This is a genomic window from Pedobacter suwonensis, from assembly GCF_044762335.1.
Lineage (GTDB): Bacteria > Bacteroidota > Bacteroidia > Sphingobacteriales > Sphingobacteriaceae > Pedobacter.
In genome coordinates, this window is sequence record NZ_JBIWEB010000003.1 from 436093 (window position 1) to 459302 (window position 23210).

The 23210-nt window shown below is 43.0% G+C and carries 25 protein-coding genes; 2 read left to right on the forward strand and 23 right to left on the reverse strand.

All coding sequences use genetic code 11. From position 1 onward, the window contains the following. Window positions 1–9: 9 nt before the first annotated feature. The 21 genes from ACIQXP_RS07710 to ACIQXP_RS07810 all read right to left on the reverse strand — a co-directional run bounded on the left by ACIQXP_RS07710 (window position 10) and on the right by ACIQXP_RS07810 (window position 18060). The gene (locus tag ACIQXP_RS07710) at window positions 10–2052 is read right to left on the reverse strand and encodes a type IV secretion system DNA-binding domain-containing protein (RefSeq protein WP_387504887.1); all 2043 of its coding nucleotides are present in this window, start codon (window positions 2050–2052) and stop codon (window positions 10–12) included. 122 nt (window positions 2053–2174) lie between these two features. Further along, window positions 2175–2729, reverse strand: a complete 555-nt coding sequence (locus ACIQXP_RS07715; RefSeq protein WP_387504886.1) for a GNAT family N-acetyltransferase — start codon at window positions 2727–2729, stop codon at window positions 2175–2177. A 352-nt stretch (window positions 2730–3081) separates the two neighbouring features. Continuing rightward, window positions 3082–3921, reverse strand: a complete 840-nt coding sequence (locus ACIQXP_RS07720) for a DUF4138 domain-containing protein (RefSeq protein ID WP_387504884.1) — start codon at window positions 3919–3921, stop codon at window positions 3082–3084. A 5-nt stretch (window positions 3922–3926) separates the two neighbouring features. Continuing rightward, a complete protein-coding gene (traM, locus tag ACIQXP_RS07725; protein WP_387504883.1) occupies window positions 3927–5153 on the reverse strand; it encodes a conjugative transposon protein TraM in 1227 nt (408 codons plus the stop codon). 7 nt (window positions 5154–5160) lie between these two features. After that, entirely contained in the window at window positions 5161–5547 is a 387-nt protein-coding gene (locus tag ACIQXP_RS07730) for a hypothetical protein (RefSeq protein WP_387504882.1), read from the reverse strand. Then, entirely contained in the window at window positions 5544–6167 is a 624-nt protein-coding gene (gene traK, locus ACIQXP_RS07735; RefSeq protein WP_387504881.1) for a conjugative transposon protein TraK, read from the reverse strand. Before traK ends, ACIQXP_RS07730 begins: the two co-directional genes overlap by 4 nt. A 4-nt stretch (window positions 6168–6171) precedes the next feature. After that, complete coding sequence (locus ACIQXP_RS07740; protein WP_387504880.1) at window positions 6172–7299, reverse strand: TraJ family protein; 1128 nt, start codon at window positions 7297–7299, stop codon at window positions 6172–6174. A 3-nt stretch (window positions 7300–7302) separates the two neighbouring features. Further along, entirely contained in the window at window positions 7303–8076 is a 774-nt protein-coding gene (locus tag ACIQXP_RS07745; protein ID WP_387504879.1) for a hypothetical protein, read from the reverse strand. Beyond that, complete coding sequence (locus ACIQXP_RS07750; RefSeq protein WP_387504878.1) at window positions 8073–8738, reverse strand: hypothetical protein; 666 nt, start codon at window positions 8736–8738, stop codon at window positions 8073–8075. Before ACIQXP_RS07750 ends, ACIQXP_RS07745 begins: the two co-directional genes overlap by 4 nt. 4 nt (window positions 8739–8742) lie before the next feature. Next, the gene (locus ACIQXP_RS07755; RefSeq protein WP_387504877.1) at window positions 8743–9399 is read right to left on the reverse strand and encodes a hypothetical protein; all 657 of its coding nucleotides are present in this window, start codon (window positions 9397–9399) and stop codon (window positions 8743–8745) included. Next, window positions 9396–10058 carry a hypothetical protein gene (locus tag ACIQXP_RS07760; RefSeq protein WP_387504876.1) on the reverse strand — a complete coding sequence of 221 codons (663 nt, stop codon included), beginning with the start codon at window positions 10056–10058 and terminating at the stop codon, window positions 9396–9398. The genes ACIQXP_RS07755 and ACIQXP_RS07760 overlap by 4 nt, the downstream gene beginning before the upstream one ends. An 11-nt stretch (window positions 10059–10069) precedes the next feature. Further along, on the reverse strand, window positions 10070–12505 hold the full coding sequence (locus ACIQXP_RS07765) for a TraG family conjugative transposon ATPase (protein WP_387504875.1): 2436 nt from the start codon (window positions 12503–12505) through the stop codon (window positions 10070–10072). After that, complete coding sequence (locus tag ACIQXP_RS07770) at window positions 12486–12782, reverse strand: DUF4133 domain-containing protein (protein WP_387504874.1); 297 nt, start codon at window positions 12780–12782, stop codon at window positions 12486–12488. Before ACIQXP_RS07770 ends, ACIQXP_RS07765 begins: the two co-directional genes overlap by 20 nt. A 1-nt stretch (window position 12783) precedes the next feature. Continuing rightward, on the reverse strand, window positions 12784–13095 hold the full coding sequence (locus ACIQXP_RS07775; protein WP_387504873.1) for a DUF4134 domain-containing protein: 312 nt from the start codon (window positions 13093–13095) through the stop codon (window positions 12784–12786). 32 nt (window positions 13096–13127) lie between these two features. Next, window positions 13128–13439: a DUF4134 family protein gene (locus ACIQXP_RS07780; protein ID WP_391527750.1), complete on the reverse strand. Its 312-nt coding sequence runs from the start codon at window positions 13437–13439 to the stop codon at window positions 13128–13130. A 4-nt stretch (window positions 13440–13443) separates the two neighbouring features. After that, on the reverse strand, window positions 13444–13773 hold the full coding sequence (locus ACIQXP_RS07785) for a hypothetical protein (RefSeq protein WP_387504871.1): 330 nt from the start codon (window positions 13771–13773) through the stop codon (window positions 13444–13446). After that, on the reverse strand, window positions 13760–14140 hold the full coding sequence (locus tag ACIQXP_RS07790) for a hypothetical protein (RefSeq protein ID WP_387504870.1): 381 nt from the start codon (window positions 14138–14140) through the stop codon (window positions 13760–13762). Before ACIQXP_RS07790 ends, ACIQXP_RS07785 begins: the two co-directional genes overlap by 14 nt. Then, window positions 14137–14772, reverse strand: a complete 636-nt coding sequence (locus ACIQXP_RS07795) for a ParA family protein (protein WP_387504869.1) — start codon at window positions 14770–14772, stop codon at window positions 14137–14139. The genes ACIQXP_RS07790 and ACIQXP_RS07795 overlap by 4 nt, the downstream gene beginning before the upstream one ends. Window positions 14773–14783: 11 nt before the next feature. Beyond that, window positions 14784–15983, reverse strand: coding sequence for a relaxase/mobilization nuclease domain-containing protein (locus ACIQXP_RS07800; protein WP_387504868.1), 1200 nt, complete (start codon window positions 15981–15983; stop codon window positions 14784–14786). Window positions 15984–15986: 3 nt separating this feature from the next. Then, window positions 15987–16394, reverse strand: a complete 408-nt coding sequence (locus ACIQXP_RS07805; protein ID WP_387504867.1) for a plasmid mobilization protein — start codon at window positions 16392–16394, stop codon at window positions 15987–15989. 1042 nt (window positions 16395–17436) lie between these two features. Then, a complete protein-coding gene (locus ACIQXP_RS07810) occupies window positions 17437–18060 on the reverse strand; it encodes a UPF0758 domain-containing protein (RefSeq protein ID WP_387504866.1) in 624 nt (207 codons plus the stop codon). A gap of 170 nt (window positions 18061–18230) precedes the next feature. Here ACIQXP_RS07810 and ACIQXP_RS07815 point away from each other — a divergent pair, with 170 nt between their 5' ends. Next, complete coding sequence (locus ACIQXP_RS07815) at window positions 18231–18659, forward strand: hypothetical protein (protein WP_387504865.1); 429 nt, start codon at window positions 18231–18233, stop codon at window positions 18657–18659. A gap of 182 nt (window positions 18660–18841) precedes the next feature. Beyond that, entirely contained in the window at window positions 18842–20428 is a 1587-nt protein-coding gene (locus ACIQXP_RS07820) for a PAS domain-containing sensor histidine kinase (RefSeq protein WP_387504864.1), read from the forward strand. Window positions 20429–20510: 82 nt separating this feature from the next. Here the strand turns inward: ACIQXP_RS07820 and ACIQXP_RS07825 are convergent, their stop codons facing one another. Together ACIQXP_RS07825 and ACIQXP_RS07830 are read right to left on the reverse strand one after the other, a co-directional pair. Beyond that, window positions 20511–21182, reverse strand: a complete 672-nt coding sequence (locus ACIQXP_RS07825; protein ID WP_387504863.1) for a response regulator transcription factor — start codon at window positions 21180–21182, stop codon at window positions 20511–20513. Window positions 21183–21713: 531 nt separating this feature from the next. After that, the coding region (locus tag ACIQXP_RS07830; protein ID WP_387504862.1) for a hypothetical protein at window positions 21714–23210 on the reverse strand (1497 nt) is incomplete at its 5' end.

Below are 23210 nucleotides of genomic sequence, written 5' to 3' on the forward strand. Positions count from 1 at the left end.
AAAAAATATTTATCGCTTCATACCGCCCGTCATTGACGCTTTGGGAGTCTCGCTACTTTTTGAGCCGGTGGTCTCGGTTCTGAATTTTGTAACCAACATCTGTACTTCATTATTGATGCGCATGAAGTTTCTATGTAGTACCTCTTCTTTCTTCCCTGCGAAATCGTAGTATATTGGCATATCCGGATAAGCGCTTTCCTCTTTAACTATTGCTTCCATATCCAGATTTACCCTGCAGTTGATTGCCGAGGTCTCATACTTTCCGGTGTATTCTTCTACCGCATCCGCTGCCAGCATGCCGACAAGCTCTCCGGCTTTTAACGATGCTATTTTACCGGCGGGTATGAGTGATTCGAGTTTTTCCGAAAGTGAAAGCGAGGTCTTGGTTCTATCGATAGATAGGCTCTCGGACTGCTGCTTAACCTTTCCAAAAAGACGCTCCAGCCATTCCAGCGTTTCTTTATTTCTTACCGATCCGGAAAGCACATTCCCAACTACTGAGGTAATCGTGCTTGCTGTATCCTTTCCATACTGCTGCTGGAACTGGGGAAGCTCCTGAAGGCCCATGAGTACCGCAACCTTATTGGATCTGGCGGTAGCGATGAGATTTTCGATGCGGTGCACAAATAGAGTAGGCAGCTCATCAATGATCAATGCTGATGGCCGGTTACCTTTTGAGTTGATCAGCCTGGTCAGCCTGTTGAGCACTACAGAATAGCAGGCAGAATTGATATTCTGCGTATTGGGATCATTGGCGAGGATTAACATAGAGGGTTCAGTGTGCGAAGAAATCTTTAAGTTGAAATCATCTCCTGAAAAAACCCAAAAAGTTTCCTTTGTAGCTAGCCTGGAGATGAAAACTTTTAGCGTTCCAATCTGACCTTCCAATTGATTGAATGCCTTTGCCTGCCATGCAGTGGCAAATGGCGAAAGCAGGCTTTTAAGCTCGGGATTGGAAAACAGTACCGAAAAGATCTGCTCATAGCTGCAGTTTAAAAATGAGAGTACATGGGGAAAGGTGGAATACTTCCCTCCCTCGTACTGGGAAAAGAAATAGATACAGGAAGAAAGAAAGTTTACCGCACTCTGGGTAAAAAACTGATCGCTGCCGCCTGATTTATCACCTTTCTTAAGCGCTTCTACCAGTGCTTCCGCCGTTTCGCCTGCATCTGCCAGTGTTAGGATATAATCCGGCCTTAATACATTTATTCTCCTGCTGCGTTCTACCTGGGTTAAGTTAATGACATGAAAGTCAAACCCTGAGAGCTTTCCATTCTTTTTGTTAAGCAGATAATGGTAATAAGCAATGTGCCCAAGGTCGGGAAACTTAAAATCGTAACAGCAGATACAAAATTCCTTAGCGGTCAGCTGCCTGATGAAGGGCATAACGACCCCAAAACTTTTTCCAGAGCCGGGCGTTCCGATCAAAAGTGTGCCGCGAAAGATGTTTTCAATGTTAATAAAACCCTGATGCACCCTCTTGCGATAATAAAACAGTGAGGGAATACTAACTGCAAATGGTCCTTTAACCGGCTTTTTTGCCTGCATAAAGGATTCTTCCTCGGTATTCCACTTATCCTTGCCTAAAGAAGAGCTGATAATTTTGGAAACATTGTCCATTGCGATGTGCACCAGAATCGTCCCGATTAGCAAAAGAGAGATATAGCCGACATCTGGCCAGCTGGTCAGGTAAAAAACTGCATTCCCCTCTTCTCCAAAAAAGAAGATGCTCATGGCCAGTAAGGCCAGTCCCGAAAAGAGCGGATAAAAGATTGCTTTTCTGCTATCGAGATCTTTGTCTTTTTTGCTCAGGGTTCCGATCGACACCAGCGAAATCAGCAATAGGGAGAAAAACCGGCTGTAGAGCGGGTGCTGATAAATAATAATACGCGACATTCCGAGCAGAAACCTGCTCAGTCCAATTTTCTCCGCACCGGCTTCCGTAAGCAGCTTAGGTGCATAAACAAACATAAGAACGTCTAGCAAAAGGACCAGATAAATGGCAAACTGTAAGAAGCGGTGCAGGCTCTGTTGCTCCTTGCTTTCTTCCATAAATAAAAAATTTGATCATAAAAAAACCACCGGAAAGGGTGGTCAGAGGTCTTGATAGGTAATAAAAGTTAATTTTCCTTAAGAAAGGTCTAATAAAGTTGATGATATTTTTTGGCCCTTACTTAAACAGAGAGTTTTTGAAGGTCATAATACATGATTCTAGTCTTTTTATCCTCATCGTTTTTCAATAAGAACTGAAATCCATTCCTGTCATAATACTTAAGCTGTTTGGGCTGATTAACCGCATCAAGGATTAAAAGTCTGCAGGCAGGTTTGTGATCTAAGATGGTCCATCCTTTTATAAAATCCATGAGTTGATAGGCGATCCCTGTTCCCTGAAGATCCTGATGAACCCCTAACCTACCGATTTTGATTGCAGGATACTGCCGTATCCTTTTGGGATTTGAAAGTCCGAGAAAACGGTGAAGTCTATTCCAGATATTATTGGTAAATCCTTTTTCTTCTCCCAGATCATTCAGACAATCATTTGAAACGCTAAAAAAAGCCATCACATTACGGTCGTCATCTTGAAAAAGGTAGGTATTAGCCATTTTTTCGGCTTGATAAGCTAAGGCGTCATCATGAAGGAAAGAGGTGATATCCTCAAGCCCACAGTCAAAGGTATGAATAAGAGATTCTTCGACTAATGGAGAAAAGTTTAAATCAGAAAGTTCCAAATTTTATTTTTCGGTAGCCTTATCTAACACCTTAGATACAATACTGGAAATACGCTCACGTTCGGAAGCAGATGCCTTGACATCCTGTCCAGACGTAAGTTCCCTATTGAACTTCTGTGAAGAAGAACCGTATAGAATTGGAGTCGGTTTTATTGGAGTTGCCATAATTATCTTTCTTACCTAACATACAGATGAAAAAAGAGGTGATCATGCGATTGATTCACTTACTCATGCTGTTGTTATTATACAGTACAAATATAGTGCTAATATTATAAATACAGAATAAATATTTAATAGTATTTATAAATAAGAAGTTATTAATGAGTCATAACTAACAGTAGGAGACGATACCCTAAAAGCTATCAGCCCTTAAAATATCAAAATATCGGAGTGAAAGACGAAGGTTTCTTCCTGAAATCTGCTTTTCGGAAAGTTCAATATTGAATACCTTGTCACCTGGGAATGTGGCCTTTTTGATTACATAGATGTTCCGATAGGATTTTGTAAACCTTTCAAAGGGATAGAGCTGAAAAACAGGCTTTATTTCTACAGACTGGACATTGGTTGATTTATTTATCTTTCTGTCCTCTATCTTAAAACGGAGCTCATCTACCTCAAATATAAGATTGGTGGAGTTGCTGAAACTCAGGTCCAAAAGAATACAATCGCTAAGGGTAAAAACCTGGTTTACCACCATCGATATCCCAAAACCAGAAGCCTTCCTTACCGGACTTCCCCCCCGCCGCTTTAACAGAGAAAGTGCATTGCTCTTCATTTCGTTCTGTGATAATCCAATCCCGGAAATATCCAGTGGCCGCATCTGCGATGGGATGATATCTACCATAGAAGAAATCTGCTGCGAACGTGAAGGCGATAATAAGCAGATCCTGTATTGCGCAATAAAGGTTTCTCCAACAATGGTTACAAGGCCACCATCACCGCTGGAGGAAAGAGCGGCAATAGAGTCCGGGACCGCCTTTATCCGCAGAACGTTCTTTTCCGGGAGATCGCCTATGAGCGAGCTGCTGGAAAGGTCCACGTAGGAAATTTTCTCGGGCGAGATGAAGTGGAGCGAAACTGATCCGGACATAGCGATCAGGGGAATTTCGGTAAGGGTAACCGAATTTGGCACTTGCGCATAGAGCGAAAGTGCGCTCAAAAACATTTGAGCAAGGAACAATATTTTTTTCATAAAATTTAATAGGATTGCTGTTTTCTTTTTAGCTCTTCAGGATCGATGAGATAGACCTGGGTATTGTATTTTACCTTGACCTTATTAGACCTGATCAGCTTATTTACCGCTGTTGTGGTAGACTGGAACATTTTGGAAAGCACGCCCATCACCAGCTGGTTGTTGTTTTCTGCCATCTGCTGAATGGTAATCCCACCAGTACCTGAACTGCTCATATCCCTGGTAAATTCGCGGAAAGCGGATGATGGAACATAGATCCCGGCCATCCCGTCGTTATCATAGATGTGAAGATTTACCGGCAGGATTTCCCCGCCATAAAATACTGAAGAAATTACCAGTGATACCCTTTGGGCAGAAAAGCCTGATATAGTTGCATACAAATAGGTTCCTTTACGGATCAGGAACTTCCCGGCCAGGATATCATCAGTTAATCTGACGCGTAGGCGTGATCCCGAAAAACCGGTGACATCCTGATCAATGATCGCAGAAATCGGACGTTGAACGTCTCCTGATACTATAGTATTAAATCTGGTCGAATTACCGGACGCCCTTTTGACCGGCATACTTTTTTTGCTCTTGGCCTCGGCTTCTGCCGCTTTCAGGGAACGCTCTTGCTCCCGCCTTTCTACTACCGCCGGATCGTTCGCTTTTCCCATGCTGTCCACAAGGGCCATCTGTGCCCGAAAGAGCTGCATGGGGTCGGATGAATTAGGAGAATTTCTGTTCTCCCTTTTTTCACCGCTTTCCTGCTGTTTGATCTTGGACAGCGCTGAGGCGAGGGCAAGATCCTGCTCGGATCTGCTAGGGTTTCGGGACCTTACATAGTCCTTTCCGGCTGAAGGATAACTGCTGACAACATTTCCCTGTTGAACTGCCAGACCATACTTTTTCTTCATGACCAGATCAATGGAGTCAAGCATCCGTTTCTCCCTTTCATTGTAGGATGAGTTTACCTGCGCCCGCTCCTGGTTTTCCTCGCCAATACTCCCTACAGCGGTGTATCCATCCGCCTGTTTGAATTTATTTCTAAAGGCATCCAGCTTTCCCGAAAGCTCCTGGCTCCTCACCTGTTGGGAAACATTTGCCACATTGGTCTGCAGCGAATCCTTTCCAACCAATATTCCCACCTCTTTCCCAAAACTGCTTTTATAAACATAAAAGAAAAGCAAAAGAAAAGGCAGACAGATCACGGGAAGCACATACCGCGGCTTTTTGACATCTATTTTATTCATATTTTAATTATTTTTTTTGGTGGCTGGCCCGCTCAAGTTCAGTGATCATACCGGCCATAAGCAAACTATCCTGAGTGCTAAGGGTGTCCTTGGTCAATAAAACTTTCAGCGCTTCCCGGATTTCCAGAGTCCTTCGAAGCCTGCTAACGGTTGTTCCTATTTCATTGAGACCGCTTTCCACCTTTAACAGTGCTTTTTTCTCTTGCGGGGCTTTCTTAGATTCCGTTCTCAGGAGCGTAAAGCATAAAAGAGTAGAAATGCCCATTAGTATGACCATCAGAGAAAAAACAGCCCTGGGGTATTTTTTGAAGAATCGGGATAAGGAGGCCGAGATCCGCCCGATTAGACCAGAGAACTCATTTTGGAGTGCTGAAAACACGGTTATCTTTTTCATTGGAATGCATTTTTTTCTGTTGTTGAAATATCCCTGTTCTCTAATGTCTTCCATCTGGTAATCAGCACCGCATGGGGATTATTGTCCGATCTGGTTTGAAGATCTGTAAGGCTTCCTTCAGTGACCAGCGAGCGGGTTACGCTGGAGCTTCTTCTGTCTATCTTTTGGGTTCCATAGTAGCGGAAATACATTCGTTTTGCATCCAGAAAAATAGAATCGGTACGGAGCGTGAGTACAGCAGATGAAGAAAGAATGGAAGAGAAAAAGCCTTTTTCCTTCAGGTTATTGTACTGAAGAGCACCGCTTTCATCCACTAAGTACATGGCCTGCTTCATCTGGTATTCGATAAACTTATCATCCGGTACAAGGGAAAAGAAAAGGGAATGAAATTTTGCGATATGTGCGCGGTATTCTGCAGCCCTGTTTAACTGCACATCGGTCTGTTTTGCCAGGATCGGCGTTCCCGATGGATCAAGGATATAAATACTCTTTCTGGAATCCCTGACATATCTATAGGCGAAAAACGAAACAGTAGCCACGACCAGAAAACAGAGCACAAAACTTCCAAGGGAGAGGAAGGTAGCAAGACGGATCTTGGATTCGATACTTTTTATCATCATCACCCTATCCTCCCATCATCTGTCCTGCAACCCTGGTCATGCTTGATGCGCCTCTTCCCATGGAACTTGCCGCCGAAGATACGCCTGAGGTAGACACTATCCATGTTGAAATGCTCGGCACGGTAAGCATGGTAAGCGCCCCGATGATGAAGGTTACGATCACCATCCCAAAAGAAAGAACCCCGTTACTTGCAAACCAGCCTAGTTTTTCAAGGCTTGCCCCGCCTGTCCCAACGAGTTCCTTATACCGGGTAATTTCCGCTTCGAGCGCATAATGCTGGAAGAGGGAAGCTACATACATGACCAGATATGCAATACCTGAATAAAGGTTTACCGATATGAACCTGGCAACCCAGGTTGAAAAGGAATCCCTGAAAGCTGGCAGAATAGAGACGGCTACTGAAAAGGGGCCTAGGATAATCAGTATGGTGGAAAAGATGATCTGAATGATAAAAATAATGTAGGTGCAGATCCTGAGTATCCAAATCGCAAGCGTTTCCAAAAGAGAGGTAGCTAGTAACTGCAGCCCTACCTCCAGCCGGTTTCTCATTTCCACTATCGGGTTCCAGACCTCAGAAAAGCCTTCCTTTACTGAAGACTTTACAGATTCCCAGGCATTTTCATACCAGGTATCCGCTTCTGTCTTTGCTGTCTGCGTCTCGGCCTGAATTTTATAGAGCTGATCGGAAACCTCTACCATGAGCTTCGCCCGCTGGAGCCTGAGATCATTGATCTCTGCCTGGCTTCCATCAAACATCGCCGATGTCTTTTGCTCAACCACATCTGTCGGATAGGCAAGGACCCGGGTAAAGATGCTCCACCATAAAATCACCATGGTCAGACCGAACGGACGAAGGAGCGGCATAATTTCAAGCTGTTTATCACCAGAAATCATTTCATAGCTCTTGATGGCAAAAAAGATGAGCATAAAAATTGCCGCCAGTGCCTGTGCATCTGCAATAAAGGCATCATAATGGGTCCAGATCGTACTTTTCATCTCATGCAAAAAGTGCATCATCCCCTCTTCGTACACGCCGTTACCCTGAAGAAAATTAAAAGTGTCCTTAAACGAATCAGGAACAGACTGCACAAAAAAACCGGCAATGCCGGTCATCATATTTAAAATATACATGGGTTACAGTTTAGATTTTTTAAGAATATCATTGGCAATCTGGGTATCGCTCTTTGGTGATGCTGGTCTTGGAACTTCACCGGCCCGTAACTTCTGGGCAGATGAGCGGATAGCGAGATAGGTTTTTGCCCTGGATTTCTTAGTTTCCCAACTTGCCGAGAGCTTCCTGAATTCAGATAACATCCTGTGGTAGGCGATTATCCTTGATCCCCGGTCTACGGTCGTTGACCTCGCGATTTCGAGCCTTTCAAGAAGTCCACGGCTTTCTTCGGTGTACCATTCCAGCAAACCCGAAGAGATCATATACTGTTTTTCATTGGGCGAAAGTCCGGAAAGCATGTCAGCATCCGCCTGGTTTAGCAGCCCATCAAACTCATTGCGATAATACATCAGCCACAGAGGGTCCGCAAATGCCAGAGCCGAAGAATAATTGGAAGCCTCGCTCAAAGCGGTATTGCGAAGGGTATCGGCGTGCAGTTTATAGAGATTATCGGTGTTCTGCATGGCAGCTGCCAGCATCAGTCGCTGCGTTTGTGGCCCGAGCGGGCCCAGTGGCCTTAGATCCGTTTTAGGATAATTAGGGTGAAGTGCCCAGGTAATCCAATACTGCGGATTAAGCCCCAGAAAACCTGGCTTGGGCGTAAATTTATCCGCATCCCATTGCTTGAAGACCATGCGTTCCTGCTGGTAGGTAATGTGTTTGTCGGTAATCTTCTTCTGAGCGCCCACGACGCCTGAAAGCAAACAGAGAAAAAGAAGCAAAAAAGATTTTTTCATGGTTTTAAAAGTTTTGATTTGAATAAAATATCATTGCCCAGGCGCAGATCCTGATTGATAAAGCCCTGATAAGGATTAAGGGAACGAAAGACCCCGTTCATTTTTGCCCAGTACATGGATTTTTTCATGCTGAATACCAGCGCGCGGATTACCCGTAATTCCAGCGCAATTTTCTTAAGCAGCGCATCCCGCTTTTCAAAATCCATCAAAACGTTCTCCCCCTCTTTAAGCACAAAAGCAGAAACCTCTGAAAAAAGGCTTATGCCTCGATCCTTTACCTGTCTGGAAACATCTTCTGCAAAAAGCAGCAGATGTGGATCTGATTTGGCTATATCGATCATCCCAGTACTTTCCGATGAAATCTCGGCAACTAGCGAGCTGATCTGTCTAACCGCGATTGCGCTTTTAAGGCCCTGATCAACTTCTCTTAAAGAAGACAGGATTAAAGACTGAACCATTACCACAGCGCCCAAGTTGAGGTTAATATCCGAAAGGCGGTTGTTGATCGTATTTAAATAACTGCCATAGGTATTTTCAGCTGCCAGCCTTACCGCGCCGTTTTCATTTACGATATTAAAATGTCCGCGGTCAAAAACTACCCTTTGAGCCTTAGTACAATAATGACTAATCAGCATTAGAAAAATTAAAATAAGCAATTTCATAATATCAGTTTTTGAGGATATCTTTTTTCCGAAGGATTTCATCCACCAATTTCTTATCGGTATTGATAAATCCTGAAAAGGGGTTCAGGCCATTCAAGACCTTCTTTCTGGAAGAATATTGAAGGCTTACTGCAAGGCCCCTGGAGGCTCCTGATATCAGGCGGAGCTCGGTGAGCACATGGGAAAAAAGCAATTTCCGGTCACTTTGCTTCATCTGGTTGATGTCTTGCATGGATAGGGTGAGTCCATATAAAAAATTCAGCAGCGCATAGGCCCTATCCTCCATATCCAGCTCGGCCTTTATGGCCAGAACGGAAAGCGCGGGATCATCCATGCATAAATCATAAATTATTCCCTGGCTCCTGGCAATATCACTGATTAACGGATAAGCCTCAAGACCGATCTGCGCGGCGTCAATGGCCAGCCCCAGAGTCCTGAACCTCGACTGAATATCCCTGTATTTATCCTTTAGTCTTATCATCAGAGTCTTGTTCGCCTCCTCATTGGTAGTAGATTCCGCCTGCCTGTCCCGGGCGTCCGACTGTTTTGCGTGTTCGGTTTTGCTATCTCCAACAAGCTGGTGCAAGAGTCCAACATTCAATTGCGCATAGCTATGACTTGAGAATAAAATCAAAACAGCAACAACTATTAACCTTTTCATTGTTTGAGCATTTTCGCATTCCTTATGATATCGTCCGCAATGCGTTTATCGATATTGATATACCCGCTGTACGGATTTAGGGAATTTAAGATGCCCCGCTGTTTCGCCCAGTACATTGTTCGGTACATTCCATAAGCCACTCCCCGAAGTATGGTCAGCTCGGTTACGATCCTGTTTAACAGTTTAGCCCTTTCGCCGGAATCCATCAGCACCTCCCTCCCATCTTTTAACACAAAAGAGCTGACCTCGGTTGCAAGATTTATAGACCGTGCTTTAAATTCCCTTGCGCCACCTTCGGCGAAAAGCAATAATACAGGATCACTTGAGGCGATATTTACTGCCTTATTTACATCGATGACGATATCCTGGGAAATCTCATAAATGTCTTTTACCGAAAGCAGAGACCTCATCACGCCAGAAACTTCAGAGAGTCCCCTGTAAATAGTGGCCTGCAGATCGTTTACGATTCCCAATTGCCCGGTTACTGCGAGTTGCGCTCTTTGTACCAGTGTTAGATTATCGCTGGTTCGGGACAGACCGCTGCTGATGACCCCGGCATGGGCCGCGGTGGCAGATGCTGTTGTGGGATCGACATAGATCTGCGCAGAGGCAGACTGCGATAATAGACCAAATAAAAAATAGATGAATATTTTTCGCATGATAACAAAGTTTAAATGGTGGATAAATTGACTTTTTTGACAAATTCAGCAAGCGAAAGCCCGCTGGATCTCATATCTGCGATGAATGCCTCAAGACCTGCAGGATAAGAGCCAAAACGCTTGACATAGGATTCAACGGCAGTCTTTTCGGGCCTTTCGGTCGTGAATGTCAGATATTGAAACATCGATACTTCCACGCCATATACCTCACCTGTATTTCCGCGCTTGATATACACTTCCTTGAATTTCCCTCTACCCGCTTTATTTTCCAGCGAATTGATGGTAAAAATCTTGCGCTGCTCCACTTCACTCAAAGAAAGAAGTTTGGCGACCTGGGTATAATCCCCCCTGAACTTGGATTGGTCCATCAGACAGATGGTATCGGAACTGGCCAAAATGGAATCCTTGATGACCGCATTTCCGATAATATCGCCCAGTTCCTGGGTCACCACAATAGGCTCGCCCCAGAATTTCCTCATCGTTTTATAAAGGTAGAGGATGTAGTTTGCCATTAACGGAGAGGCTATTGCCTTCCATGCTTCCTCTAAAATCATTGCCTTTCGCTGTCCTGTTCTGTGCCTCATTTTCTGCAGAACCAGATCCATGATCACCAGGGTTACAATTGGAAAAAGAACACGATTTTCCTTTATGGAATCAATTTCGTAGACAATGAAGCGCTCGGTAAAGTCGGAAGCATCAGCAGTTTCGTTGAGCAGCCTGCCATACTCTCCCCCAAAAGCGAATTTTTTGAGTACATAGCGGTATTCATCCAAATCAAAACTGATCTTCTCGTTTTCCTTGATCTGCGAAATCTTATCGAGTGAATAATAATAGAAAGAATCAAAGCATAGCGCGTAGCTGGCCTTTCCCAGAAAGAAGTCTGAATAGTAGGCAGAGAGTACATTTGAAAAAACGGTATCCTCAATCTGCGAAACGCTGCCATCTGCCCCCTTTAACAGCAGCCCGATGAGTGTTTTAAGAAAATCCTTTTTCTCTATATTATACTCTTCTTCAGAGATAAAAAAGGGATTCATCGTTATAGGATGCTCCTCAGTATAGGTATAATACTTTCCGCCAAAGTAACTGCAGAGCCCGGAATAGGAATGCCCGACATCCACAATCACGATATCGTAGTTGTAGAGCATGTACTGTTCGAGCAGACTGTTCATGAAAAATGATTTCCCGGTGCCCGAACTGCCCAGAACGAATTTTGATCGGTTGGTGATTCTTCCGCTATCCATCGGAAGATCCGCAAGGTCCACGCCTACCGGAATGCCTCTTCTATCGGTAAAGCGCATCAGAAAATCCGAAGGCTCATCCCTCATCAACCGCTCTTTATAAAAGAAGCATAGCGCAGCATCCGAGGTGGTCAAAAACCAGTCGTATTTTTTCAGTCCCACCGCATTTCCCGGCAAAGCGCTTCTGAAGAGCTCCATCTGATTATAGGCATTTTTAGAGGGAATGATTCCCTGCTGAAATAACGAGGCCTCAATAAAATTACAGCTGGTATCTAAAGACTGAAGTTCGCAGCAGACCAATAAAGAATAATGCGCATTGACCAACAACTGGTTTTCCCTTGCCACATCTACAAGCAGCTTATCGATATCCTCAACACACATCTGATTGGCCGGATCCGGAACGCCCGAATGCCGCTTTCGCTTTAGCTGCAGCTTGCTTAAGGTCAGGCCCTGCGAGGGAATTTCAATTAACTGGTTATAGATAAGGCTATGAATCCCTGGAACCGAGGACAAAAAAGAAAGATTGTCCATTGGAAATTCCTGAAGCCCTTTGCCGTCGCTGGCCGTTAAATATGGCCCGATAGATTCTGGCATGTCGATGGAGTCAATATTAACCAGGCTCATGCATCGGATAGCCTTCTCGCCAATACCAATTTCAGTATCCCCGGCCCTTAAGTTGTTTAGCGAAAAATGATCTGAGGAGAAATCCATGGCCAGCATCCGCGATACATAGCGCTCTATCTCAGCGCGCGAAAATAACTTTGGTGATAGCGATGCGCCTTTTAATAGTTCACAGACTTTGGAAATATTGGATACGAAATCCAAAAGCGCTTTCTTGTCATAAACATACATTGCCCTGCGTTTAACCTGACGGGTAATAATCAGATAGCAAGTGTGATCGATATATGCCCGCCCTGAGAAATGCTCATCATATTTTTGCTGCAGCGGCTCATTTTGCGCTTTAGCCTGATATATTTTTTTGGCAAATACATCCTGTTTCTGGATGATATACCCTTCTTCCAGAATTTTAATCACATTTAAGAGCAGATGGTGAAAGCCTTGATAGGCGTCGGGGTCTGCAGAATAGATAAGTACGGGATTTTCGATAGAAATGATGACCGAAAAATCGCCCGACTCACCATATAGAATAGAGAGTCCGCTTATTTCTTCAATTCCGGCATAAGGCAGTTTAAATTCCTGTTTTCCCATAACCTCGCCTTAAATAAATGCCGTGAATGAATATCCCCCTGGACCTGTTCTTATCATGAAGACCGGAGGACTGCTTGAAATGAGTATAGAAGAGGCCGCCGACTATTGAAACAATGGTGACAAAGCCGCCGATATACATATTCACCAATGCACCGGTTAGTCCTCCCAAGACCAGTCCGAGGCCTAATGAAGATATGCCATAAGCAATGAACTTTCCTTTGAAGCCGCGGTAGACAAGGGGCTTCTGCAACCCCTTGTACACTGGATACATTTTCATGCTATACGCCAAAAAATGCCTTGATTACTACCGAGACCAGAACCAGAAAAAGACAGGAACCGCCCCAGCCCATAATTTCTTTATTGATGTCCTGATCACCGGAGTTCCATTTGATGTAAACACGTACCCCGCCGATAATACCTACCACGGCACCAATGGCAAGGGTGAGCGTAGAAACAGGATCTACATAGGATGTCAGCGAAGAAGTCGCTGCATTGATTCCCGTTGTTCCCCCGCCTGTCTGGGCGGAGACTGCCTGCGCCAAACCTAATAGCGTGGCCAATGACAAAAGTCTTTTACTTTTTCCTGTCATATAAAATTGATTAACTTGAATAAAAAATGTGTTTAGAGCCCGAAGAGACCTCGCAGGAATACGCTGATGAGCGATAAAAACAGGCAGGAAAAGAACCAGCCCATAACCTGCGCGTCGATGTGGTGCTTACCCATCTGCCAGTTGGCATACACCCTTAAGCCCCCAAGGATTCCCGTAATCCCGCCGATGACCAGTACTAGGTCAGAGAGTGAAAAATACCAGCCCTTAACCTCTGCCGATGCGGAATAGAACTCTGAGATTCCGGGCTGGGCATTGGCAGAAAAATCAGAGAGCAAAAAATGAGCAGCTAGTGCTGCTTTAAAAAGAATAGAGAAAACCCTCATAGATTTAATACGGTATTGCCCGGGTATGCTCAATGAGGTTGTCCTTGGCAAGCGAGAACAGCTGCTTTAAGCCAATGCCTCCACTGGAAGAGACCGGACCGCTTGAGATAACAACTGCCGGCTTTTCCTCTTTGGCGGAATCCGCAACAGCTTCCTGTGTTTTCTCTTCCAGGGTGATCAGCTCCGGGCTGAAGGTCTCGGCAAAGAAATGCTCATCTTCAAAGTTTTCCTCCGTCGAAACCTTGGACGATAGAAACAGATCAAAGAATAAGTTGAGTAAATAGTAAAGGAGATAAACAATGAAGATTGTGGTCAGAAAATCAGTCCAGCTCATGGGTCATATTTTTTAGGGTTTGAGAAATATATTCGTTCAGCCAGGGATGGCTTTTTAAAAAGCGGTCTAAGGAAAAAACAATTACCCTGCTCATATCAATATTGGAGGCGGTCTTTAGCTGCCTTAGTTTGCTCATCGTCCGCTTATCGATCCGGATGAGAATTTTCTCCTGCCCTTCCATATTGAATTCCTGAAGGGAGGACAGGAAGTTTGAAAGACGCTTGGGGTCCACGGCAACAGTTTTGGCTTTCGGTTCATTACGGTCAGTTTTTCCCGCTACCCGGCTGCCGGGAGATTTTTCGGATAATCCCTTTTGCTCTTCGAGCCTTGTTTTGAGCTGATCTGCAAGAGACTTGATTTCGCTCATGGTGATTTACCTTTCTTCATAAAGCTTCCGTAGACAAAGTCCATTGCCGGCATAAAAACCGGAATTAAGGGCGCCGGGATATGTACAGTTCCCACCCGCTGAAAATCAATACGGTCAGAAATGCAGGGAGAGACTTTCCCGAACCTGGACAGTACCCTATCCACCTCTTCCCGGGTTTCATACTTTACGGTCGTTTTGATCCTGTTTGGCACATATACGACTGGAGCAAAACTGTTGATCTCTCTGCAGACCAGGGAAAAGAGCACTGTACTATCCACGGAAAATTCATCATAATTGAACGGGCAGATGATGAGTTCCGCTGAGCTGATAATGGGAATCAATAGATCATCATCCATTTTGCCCGGAAGATCAATGAGCACAAACTCGTCCCGGTTTTGGTTCAATAGCTCTAAAAGCGCCGGAAAATATTTAAGGTCTGAAGGAATAACTTCATAAATAGGATCGTTCTCCAGGATCTTTGCCTTCTCAAATTTACCGGAAATCGATGCCTGGTAATCCATATCCAGTACTGTAACTTTCTTTTTTTTGAGCATAGAAAGATAATAGGCCAATAACAGACAGAGCGTGCTTTTACCGGCGCCACCCTTCTGGTTTCCGATTAGTATAACCATAAGCGTAAATTTTAACGTGTATTTGTTCTTGCCTTTTTCTGCCGCCTTCTGTTTCGACCCAGAATCTGCTCATCATCAATATCATCAGAGATATCAAAGCCAAAAGATAAATCAGCTATAGAAAATCCTTCCGATGATTCGCTAGCCAGGTCAGCCACATTTACATCAGCCGGCGCAGAAAGCAACATCTTTTCATCTTGGGCGAAACGATTTTCAGAATGACTAGTCTTGACTTCCGAATCCTCAGCTGGCAACATGTCAGCCTGAAAACCTGGAGCAGTTTCGATAAATTTACCAAGCGCCATAATCTCGCTGCCTTTGAAAACATTTTTCCCTGAATGGTCCAGAATGGTATAGCCATAAGGCGGCTTGTCATTTTTGAAATGGAATACAAACTGCAGACCAAATGAGCTGGAAAGCTTCTCACAAAGAAGTGATGAATAGCCCAGCACCCTACCCTCTGCGCCGCCCGCAAGCTTTTCCTTAATGGGATAAACCCTGGCATCAGTGATCGGTCTATATTTCTCAAATATCTGTTTCAACTGCGACCACCGATCCTGGGAGGAATTCCCCATTGAAATATGCTCATCTATCTTTGATAGCGCAATACTTCCAAGCTGCTGGCCAAACTTAGAAATCTTATAAATCCCGTCTACTGGAGCAATGGCATACCCTTGCTTTTCTAGGATCATTAAAAACTGCGCATGTGTAGAAAAGCTGTACTGGAGTGCCTTGGACAAAGCCTTTTCAGTATTTATTTTTTCATCTTTGCCAATTAGCTTACCAAGCACCTTATAGGCCCTAATCTTTTCATAGCTGTCTGAAATCTTCTTTCCCTCACGGTCAATTCTAGAAGATACCATATGGATATGATTGTTACTCGTATCCTTATGAAAAATAAGAAGATAAGGCTGATCACCATACCCCATTCCTTTAAGCCAACCCTCAGCTAAAGTGACGAGTTCTTCTTTGCCAAGAGATCTTCCCTTAGGAGATATCATGGCATGGAACTGCGGGTACACTACACTTTTATTTCGGCCAGCCATTGAAGACAGGTAATTGATATAATCCTGGGGTTTTACTTCCGATAGTCCTTCAAGTGCACCAAATCCCGAAACCTTTAACAGCTCTCCCTTATTTTTCTCTACCTTATTGGTATTGTACCTAACCGCTCTAAATGTTTTGGACTTCCAGAGGATTTTTACGATCATACCTTATTCCTTTAAAAGTCTGAGCAGCGCGCGCGTTGATTTCTCCATTTCCCTGAACAGGGAAATATAATTGGAAAACAGCTCATTGAATTTCTCGATCACTTCATTAGAGAGCATCCCACGTTTATTTAGGAAGTTGGCATGCCTGGCAAGCTGATTGATGTTATTGCCAGACCTTCCGATCTCAGCACCTATATCATCAAGCCTTTTCAAAACCTCAGATGTGTTTACCTTCATGGAAACGGAAGATGAATTCAATATCTTTACACGGAGAAAATCACTCTCTTTCAATCCCAATGATATCCAAAGCGAACGGATCAGCGCATATTCCTCTTCACTGACCCTGGCCTTTATGAACCTGGTTCGTTTTCCCTTAAGCTTTAAAGGTCTTCCATTCTTTTTCCCAGTCATATCAAATGCTTAAATGGTATCCTCCCTAAAAAGAAAAAACTAGTTGCGACGTTTTTTCATCCCGCTCGCCAACAAGGCGAAAAAAAAGCGGGCAAGTTAAAGGGTTTTTGAGCAACAAAAACACAACTTGCAGGCTAAAAAACCAGAACATACCTATATCAGCATCTGGATTAATGCCAAGAATAAAGTTCAGTTTATATGTTTTCCGATAGAAAGCAGTTCCGGCAAAAAAATAGAAGCAAAGCTCCAGTTATACGCTTTTAGCTAAAGCAGTCTTTGGGGCAGTTCCACGCTACCGACATCCTTAAATCTTTAAAGCAATCCACTTATGCAGCTTAGCAGCTTTAGAAAGAATATGATCCGGGCTGAGAAGTATATATTTACATATATAAATATTCAAATACACAACTATACAGATATATGAATATAGCGGTGTAAATAACTTATAACAGCTAAGAAAAAAACAGATTATGTGTTAACATATTTAGATATATAGAACTCAATATTTACCGATATACTGCTATCTGAATATGTAAATATCCAAATATGTCCATATACAGCAATGAACCAGTCTTGGATCCCATCAATCAGTAGAACAATCCATAGCTCCCCATATAACCGTATTTATAATTAGTTGATAAATAGCTGTGCAGGTCCAACCCTCATTATACGCTTTCACAAACACGTAAGTAAAACGGCTTAAAAACAAAAAAGGGGCAAACGCCCCTTGCTAAATTTATCACGCCAAAACCCTGGGGCGGAAAATTTTATATAATGCGGAATTACTCACGTCAGATCCCCCGATCCGGGCCATAAAGGCCTGCCAATGCGCTTTCACCAAGTTGACGTTATCTCAAGGCTTCGCAGAATTTCCGGCTTTCGGCCGGATAATGTTTCATTCCCAAATGTCAAAGACCAATCGTTTTGTTGGTCAAAATTCATGAGGAAAAAAGTGGGGATTTGACACTCTGGCTAAAGTGCCTGCGATTTTTCTAAAAATTTAAATAACTCATAAACCAAAGGAATCAGAGGAAACTTAACGCTATTTGATTACCCCAATTGGCCTTTTGCCTTTTTGAAAGGTAAATTTTGGCACAGTGGGATTAATTCTGCGTGAGAGTTCGATGGCGGAAAGTACCGCGCAGCACTTCCCCATTCCCATACCCTTAAAAGAAGATAGTTCAGAAAAGCTCATCTGAGAAAGCTTTTGCAGATCACCACCTACGCTATAGAGCATCTTTTCTGCCAGCTCCACTGCGCTTGCTTCCCTACTTCCAGATCCTATAAGCAAGGCGATGAGTTCCTTTGTCTCCAGCGCCCGTGCACCAAGTTCAGCCAATCTTTCCCGTGGGCGCAAGGCAGGATCCCAACCTTTTATCCCACTGCTCCCTTTCTCCCCCTTCCTTTGAGAAAAAAGATCATAGACGCTACACTCTTTAGCTTCAGCATGCGCAGCCGAATGCAGCAGAGAAGAAAATCCCGAAAGCAGCCACTCAAAATCATCCATAAAAATAGCCAGCCTCCTAGTGGTAAACGAGCCATCGTCCGCTCGGTCTCGCTTGGTAATCTGGATATAGTTGCTGCCAGTGCGGGCAACCATAAAATCTAAAAAGAAACTCCTCTTGCCGTAAGAAAAAGCTTTACTTGCAATTGTTCTTTTTTCCATAACAGATACAATTAAAATAAGAGATAAGACCTATAAAGGCCCCTTTGACTATAACTGTTCCAAATTTGCATTTTGAATTTTATACAGTCGGTTGTATTTTTAGGTACCCGATTTAACCGCTTATAAATCGGATATACATTTGATTTACAGACCGATAAATTTAAATAATCATGGAAAGTCAGATAGAAGAACAAAAATACTGCGCCTATAGCAAATGCGGAAGGAGCTTCGGGGGAAGGGCAGATAAGATCTATTGTGGTGACCAGTGCCGCAACGCAGCAGGCAGGGAAAAGAAAAAAAGAGAAAAATGGGAAGAACCCGAACATTTCGGTCAGACCAACCGCATCATCATGCGCAACTACCAGATCTTAAAATCACTATGCAACGAAAAAGGCTTCGTGGTCAGCAACTGGAAACTTCGAGATGAGGGATTTGAGTTTAAATTTATGACCAGCATTTACGAAACAGAAGATGGTTTGCGACTGAACATGTGCTATGACTGTGGCTGGATCCAGTTGTCTGAAAACCAGGTCAGAATCTATCTTGTCCCGCCGCTAATGGTATTGGGTATAGCAAAAGTGACAAAACATCAAAAATAAAAACACCGCCGTTCAGACTTGGGCCTGGATATATGTTAATCATAAGCCTTTAAAAAGCTAGCTAAATAGCACGAGTTATAAAACTAATTCAGATTCATGCAAACATAACAGGCACTTCCACGTTAAAACTACATTAAAAGAGACTTATAAGGAAGAAAATTTACAGCTAAAGCGTTATTCTAATGGACCACAGGTATGGGTTAATGAGCAGTGAGGAATTACTGGAGATATATAGTTTAACGAAAACAGCAACCTCGGTTCACCGTGGTGAAGATGCAGTTATCCAGAGTGCAAACAGGGCAATGCTGAAAATATGGGGAAAGGACAGCAGCGTCATCGGCAAATCCTTGCTGGAGGCATTACCCGAAATTAAAAGTCAGCCCTATCCCGAAATGTTCCACAAGGCATGGCTGGATGGCAAGACCTGCTCCGGACAGGGATCTCCCGCGGAACTCGAAATTGACGGAAAAATCAGCACCTATTACTTTGATTTTGAATACCTACCCATAAAAAACGGCAAATGCGAAGTCATTGCTGTGCTGAATAGCGCGATAGATGTAACCGAGAGGGTCCTGAAAGAACAGGCGATCGAAAAGGCAGAAAAAACAATTACCTCTCTTCAGGAACAAAAGGATATGATCTGCGCTTTGGAAGAAACTAGAAAGGAGCTTCATGAGCTTAATTCAGAACTCGAAGAGCGCGTGGAGCGCAGAGTTATCGAACTCTCTGAGAGTGAAGAGCGCTTTCAGATCATGGCAGAAGGCACCGAATTGCTTATCGCGGTGGGAGACGAAGACAATAACCGTGTATATTTCAACAAACGCTGGGAAAAGGTAACAGGAAGAAAGATGGAAGAACTGCTGCGTAAGGGCTGGGTGGATCTTATCCATCCAGAAGAAAAGCAGCATTTCATTAACGCCTACAAGGAAAGTTTCAAAAAGCGGGAAGTCTTCAACATGGAATTCCGCATGCCAGATAGTAAAGGTGAATACCGCTGGTATTTATGCCAGTGCCCTCCGAGGTTCCGGTCCGACGGTTCCTTTGCAGGATATATCGCCTCTTGCCTGGATATTACCATGAGAAAGAACGAAGAGATCAGAAAAAACGAATTTATAGGGATGATAAGCCATGAGCTCCGCACCCCGCTGACCTCCCTGAATGGCTTTATCCAGATTATGAAAACACGGCTTGATACTATGAACCGTGATAGTCTTGAGCACGCACTGAACAAATCGCAGATTCAGATCAATAAAATGTCAAAGATGGTTGCAGGCTTTCTCGACATCTCAAAACTGGAATCCGGCAGTCTTGAACTCCAACAGGAATCTTTCCAGCTGGAGGAACTACTTAAAGAGGTCATCGAAGAGCTCTCCTTTATGTACAGCACACACAAGATCACCTTTGCGTCAACCTGCAGCCTGAAAGTATTTGCAGACCGTAATAAGATCTCTGCTGTGATGTACAACCTGGTCGGCAATGCCATCAAGTATGCGCCCTTTGGCAGCAATATAGAAATCCTCTGCAGCAAAGATGAGGCAGGACTGATGGTCAGGGTAAAAGATCAGGGACGCGGGATAGAAAAAAGCGAGGAGGAAAAGATTTTTGGCCGCTATTACCGCTCTAAGGGAAGCCCTACAGTATCGGGTTTCGGAATAGGACTTTTTCTGTGCAGGGAAATCCTCATCAAACATGAAGGCAGCATTTGGGCAGAAAACGCGAAAGACAATGGTGCACAATTCTTTTTTACACTGCCAGAACACGCAGCATGATCTGTCTGCCACTTTAGAGTCTCCATCTTAATTCAGATATTATTCAACTTACTGTAAAGCACTTATCACAGGACCGCGCCTTTTATATAATCCCCCGGTCTTTAAAATGGCAAATCAACTGCGCCAGAGTAGAGACATCAAAGACAGTTTTTAGACGGCTGAGCGCCTTTTCAACGCTGCTTAAACTATATGGTATAATAGTATGCTCCTTCAGATAATCCGCTACCCACTTCTGGGACCGGCCCTCTGCAATCAAGTTGATGATGATCACCTCGGTCGAGGTCAGCTCGTAGATAATTCCATCACCCTTTGTCCGCTTCAGATTTGGGGGATAAAACAGCTTACCCTGATAAATAGCTTGGATTGCAGACCTGAAATGAACTTTCGCGCCACGGTTTTTAGGCACATAACCGTTGATGCCTAAACCAGAGAAAAGTGAGTCCGCGGTAGTTTTAAGATCGGTAACTGAAAACACAAGGACTTTTATATCCGGTTGTATTTCTCTCACAGCCTTGATCAGTTCAGATCCTGATGGAATCTCCTGCTTTCGGAAGTCTTCCTTAAAAGAAAGATCAGTGATCAATAATTCATAAGGGTTTCCATCCCGGACCGCTTTCTTAACACGGCTGAACGCATCATCACAATAAGACACGTAATCACATTTCTCCAGCACAATACCCAACGCTTCAAGCGCCGCACCCAAGGAATCATTCATAAAATCCTCATCTTCGGCTATGAGCACTTTTTTAAACATCGATTATAAATTAATTAGGAAATAACTGAACTTTAGTTCGTTTTGAACAATTATTCAAAGATAAGTGTTGCAAAAACCCAGCCTTACGGTTTTCCGTAATAGATGTCAATCATTTTAGAAATTATTGACACATAACAGCAAAAAAATAGATTACCTATTAACATATTTAGATATATAGAAATCAATATTTACAAATATAGTGCTATCTGAATATATAAGTATCTAAATATGTCAATATACAGAAGTGGATCAGTCTTGGATGTCATTACTCAGTGGAGCAATCTATAGCTCCTGCTATAATTGTGTTTATAATTAGCAGATAAATAGCTACGCAGGTAACTACCATCATTATACGCCATTCAAAACAGGTGAGTAAAACGGCTTAAAAAACAAAAAAGGGGAAAATGCCCCTTACTAAATTTACCCTACCAAAACTCAGAGGCGAAAAATTTTATATTATTTGGATTATTCCAGTCAAGGTAATATAATAAATAGCTGATCAGCAAAAAACATGCAAAAAAGCTACTAAATTCAGTTAACTTCTACGTGTGGCTCAATCTCTTCCTTTTTCTTATTCTCTCTCAATTTATTCTCCCAGGCATCCTGCTTTTCTTTGGGTTCAAGAATTATTTTATATTCTATAATGTCTGCAAAACATAGGAGCAACTCTTCTTTACATACATCCCTGACCAATTTGATTATGGAGGTTAAATGAGATAGAACCAGTGATATTTTTCCGGTAGCCAAAGCATATAGAAATTCGATTAATCCCTCACCCTGCTCCTGCACATGGTATTTAATCAGCGTTTCAAAGGTGCCATACATCTCCAGAGACAAGTCCTGGTCAACATGATAGGCTAGTTCCTCCGGTCGGGCAGCACGTAAAATTGAAGCCTGAATAATCCCATCGTTAAAACGATCAAAATTTCCTGGATCTAAAAGATTCCTTACAAAAGGTGACTGGGCGAGAGATTTCTCAGGCTTATCAGAATTAGGCGCAGTAATATCATTGTTTCTGAGAGAATTTAAAATGTTTGATATCGTGAAATAGATGTCTGATTGAGTGACATGTTTGGTATAATCATCAAAGTCAAAAAAAGCAAAATTCTTGCGTATTTCTAATTCTTCTATTTTTCCGCCCACCAATCTTGGATAAAAAAGCTGAAGTGATAAGCCCTTAACATCATCACCAACACTTTTTTGTAGCATTTCCTTGCGTTCGATGAGATACGCTAACGCTAGTTTCGGAGGACTTGCCTTATCATTCAAAAAGTTTATGAACTTTGATAAGAAATTGATTTCTTTTAACCAAGAAGTCTCAATAGAAGCATTTTCACAGAATATTTTTTGTATCTCATGAAAACTGTTTGTATCACCACCATAAGAACCTTGTTTTAGATTACTTTTAAGTTGATTTAAATATTTATTGTTTTTAGTCCTTGTTATTCCAACAAAATATAAAATCCGCAATTTCTGAAACTTTCTGAGCGCTCGGCTTATGTAGAGAAGATTCTTTCCATTCGAAATACAAGAACCAACAACAACTATACTTCCCTCAAGATCTTCCTTTAAATCTCCAATACCATCTTGGCTAATTACCTCTGGCAGCATATCGTCTCTATAACTGGACGCTATCTTATTCCTAATTAGTTCACCCAGCGCAATAGAGCCGTTATCATTAAGGGTAATAATTTTTCTTGTGGTACTTGGAATGTATTGGCTTATAAAATCATTAAGCTTGTTAGCGAATTTTTGGTATTTACCCTCTCCTAATCCTTTAAGGATCTGGTTAAAGTCAATATAAATTTCATATTTACCTTTCTCCCCATCCTTGTAATTCACTTTCAAGACACTGTCTTTGCGCCCTTCAGACATAAATTGTTTTACGAAGGCTGAGAGGTATGTCTCCGGATCCTTGACGCCAATCATAATCTGCATATACCAATAAATTTGACCCCCTTTCGCCAATTTCAAATTGACCCCCAGAGTTGTTGCTTGAAAAAAGCAGAAGTTGTTGTGCAAAAAGGC